Origin of the sequence: Acidithiobacillus sp., assembly GCF_023255755.1 — a bacterium.
Classification (GTDB): domain Bacteria; phylum Pseudomonadota; class Gammaproteobacteria; order Acidithiobacillales; family Acidithiobacillaceae; genus Acidithiobacillus.
In genome coordinates, this window is record NZ_JAGDVS010000117.1 from 24,847 (window position 1) to 27,926 (window position 3,080).

The 3,080-nt window shown below is 58.2% G+C and carries 1 protein-coding gene; it reads left to right on the forward strand.

Annotation, left to right across the window (positions count from 1 at the left end; translation table 11 throughout):
• A partial coding sequence (locus Q0C48_RS08170; protein ID WP_291523273.1) for a hypothetical protein occupies positions 1 to 2,802 on the forward strand: 2,802 nt, incomplete at its 5' end.
• Positions 2,803 to 3,080: the final 278 nt, after the last annotated feature.

Consider the following 3,080-nt stretch of genomic DNA (forward strand, 5'->3'; position numbering starts at 1 on the left):
CCCAGCATTCCCCAATGGCTGATCCACGACTGGACCCATGCCGGAAAGAACCGGATGGTGACTATTGGCCTCACCGAATCCGAAGTGGAAACCATCAAGGGCTTTGCTCAAGCGGCAGGCTGGTATGGCATAATGCAGCGCGCTACGGTGGATACCGTGCTGCCCAATGTGTCGGCAGGTCCGGTCCAGGCCATCACGCACCGCGCCCAGGCCTGGGACATACTCTGCAGCCAGGGCGTCGAAGGTCTAAAACAGCACCTGACCGCGACCACCCTTACGATCTACAAACCAGAAAGACCGGCACAGGGCACGGCGCCCGACCAGAAACCGATTCATCAGGCGGTCCAACGCTTCCTGCAGACCGCACAACCCACCGGGCAGACACGAACTGACCGCGATCACTGGTTCAGCAGCCTGGGGGACGCCAGCCTAGTTCTGGATGAATCCTTGGAGAAAGCCACGCACCTGCATGTCGCTGGCATTGTCTCCCAGCCCGGTCAGGGCAAGACCCACGCTGTGTTATCCCAGATGCTTGTCAACGATTTTCCGGAACTGCTGGTAACACCTACCGTGGACCTGGCCAGTGAGGCTTACACCAAGATCACCGAGATGATGCCAAAGGATTGCGACCGCACGGTCCGCTTGCATGTTCCCCGCGGCCCGGACACCTGTGCGCGCTATCCCAAGGTTATGTTGCTGCAGGATGCCAACCGCGGCCCCTACGCGCAGGCCTGCAAAATGGCCGACCTGAATGACAGCATCCCGGGCGACTGTGAACACGCCGAAAACTGTGCCTACCTGCAGGGGCTTCGCCTGGATAACCGCGCAGAGATTCTCATCGCTCCCCACGCCGCAGCGGCCAGTGACAGCAGCCTGCTTTCCTGGACGCCAGAAGCCGCCAGGGATGTGGAAACCGGGGAATGGGAGAATGGCGAGAGTGTCGAGCGCCGGGTTGCTGTGGATGAAGGAACCCCCGCCGCGACATCGCTGATGCTCAACCATAAAAATGTGGACGACAATATCAGCACCCTGATCCACTGGCTGAGTAAACCCACCTGGATAAGGAGCCGCGTCAAGGGCGCGCTGGGAAAAGAATTCACAGAAGAAAAACTGCAGAAGAATCTGGAAGCATATGCAGTCTTCCGTGATGCGCTGACGGCACTAAACACAGAGTACAGCAAATGGCGGGATCCAGAAAAATCGCGCACTCCGATACCGATACGGATGTCCGGCGCCTGGCGTGACATTGTGGATGCCTACCGCAAGCTTCCCAAGGACCTGACATTGATGGATGGTTCAACGCTGGCCGAACGCCCGGTCCTGAATAACGGAAAAGAGGTGCCGATTATCCCAAAACAATGGATGGCCGCCCTGGTCGAGGGGCTGAAGGACCGCATGGTCTGGATACATAACGGTAATCTGGTCATCGGTAAGGAGGGCGGTCTCTGGAAGAACTTCATGAACCAGGGAGGTCAAAATCTGGATGCATCCATGGGGCTGACCCAAAAAGCGATCATCAGCCACAGGGACGACAGCGCCGTCTATACCATACCGGTCCACCAACCCCATCTCCGGGTGATTCAGGTCATAGATGGACAACAGCATGGTAAAGCGGCACTGAAGGGGCACGCTCTCCCCAGCGAAGTCCGGAAATTCATGGTTGCATGGAAACGGATGATTACCACCGGAGGGCATGGGGAGACGGCAGGCCTGGTCCACAAAGACATCCATGATCTGATGACGGCGATCTTTCTGCGCGACCAGCCGGATCCGGATACAGCCATCCAGAAGGCGCTGACGGCACTGGAAAAAAAGAACCGCCAGCCTGGTAGTAAAGACTGGCAAAACCTGCTCAGAACACTGGGCATGCCAGACGATCCGGCAAGAGCCCGCACCCAGTGCGATATCACGGTGGACGATGCCTGGATGCTAGGCCACTGGGGCAAGGATGATAGAGGCCACAACCGCTGGAAGGATGCCAAGGCGGGATTTTGCTGGGGGGTCCCCTATGATCCCATAGAGGAATACCAGATTCGGTACGCTATTCATCGGGTCATCATGGCTCGATACGGCATCGCTTGGCCGGAATGGGACGGCTCCGTGACCCGCGGCCAAGTCATCCTGACCAATGGAGGAGAAACCAGCATCACCACCAACTTCCCGCTCCCTACCGTGACCGAAGCCCGCGCCTTTGTGCTGGATTCGGTCAATGCCCAGATCGCCCAGGGGATCGGCAGGTGGCGTGGCGTGCGCCGGACCGTCGAGAACGCAGTGGAACTCTACTTGTTCATGGGAGACTTCCCCGTGGCGCCAGTAGGCCATGATCACATGTTGCCCGACATCGAGTACGTGACCGATTTGGGTAGCGCCATGGCTAAAAAGGCGACCAAAGAAGTGTCCGTCATGCAAGCGATAGCCGAACTGTCACCTGACCAGCGCGTCGTGATGGAAGCTATCCGCGAGGCGGTAAACAACGCCTTTGGATTCGATCCCGGTGACCGACTTGGGCGGCGGGTCTCGCGTGCCATCACCAACAAGGTCATGGCGTATGCCCGCAAGCATCATCTCTCCCTGCAGGAAGCCGCAAAGGCGCTGGTGCGCGATATTCAGGACCGGTTCCTGCCGGACCCCAGAACCTTTCCGGAAGCTGCCGTATATTATCTGGAGCGGCTCCAGGATCGTGGCCGATGGTGCCGAATGTTCATGGGCACGGGGCCATGGGCCGATGCCGCAAAGGCTGTGGTGGACATGCTCTATGAGGCCACGTTCACGCCAGAGCCACCCGTCCCGCCACCCGGTTAGACGCTCACCCCAGCAATTTCATGAACTCGTTCCGGTGACCTCCGGAGAATGTGCCGTGCCTGCTGTGCGGGGGATTTGTTCCCAATCCCCGAACGGGAGCGATCCGCGCAGTTTTTTGAGTGGACAGATTGAGCTTTTTGGGAAAAATCCGGAGACTGTGGGTCCGATCAGGGATGTGGTGTGTAGATTTGGGAGAAGAAGATATTGCCTTGCCTGTCACTGTGACTACAACAAACACCCCCGTCTCAGGGCCTAATAGGTAAAAAAAGGGTCCGGGA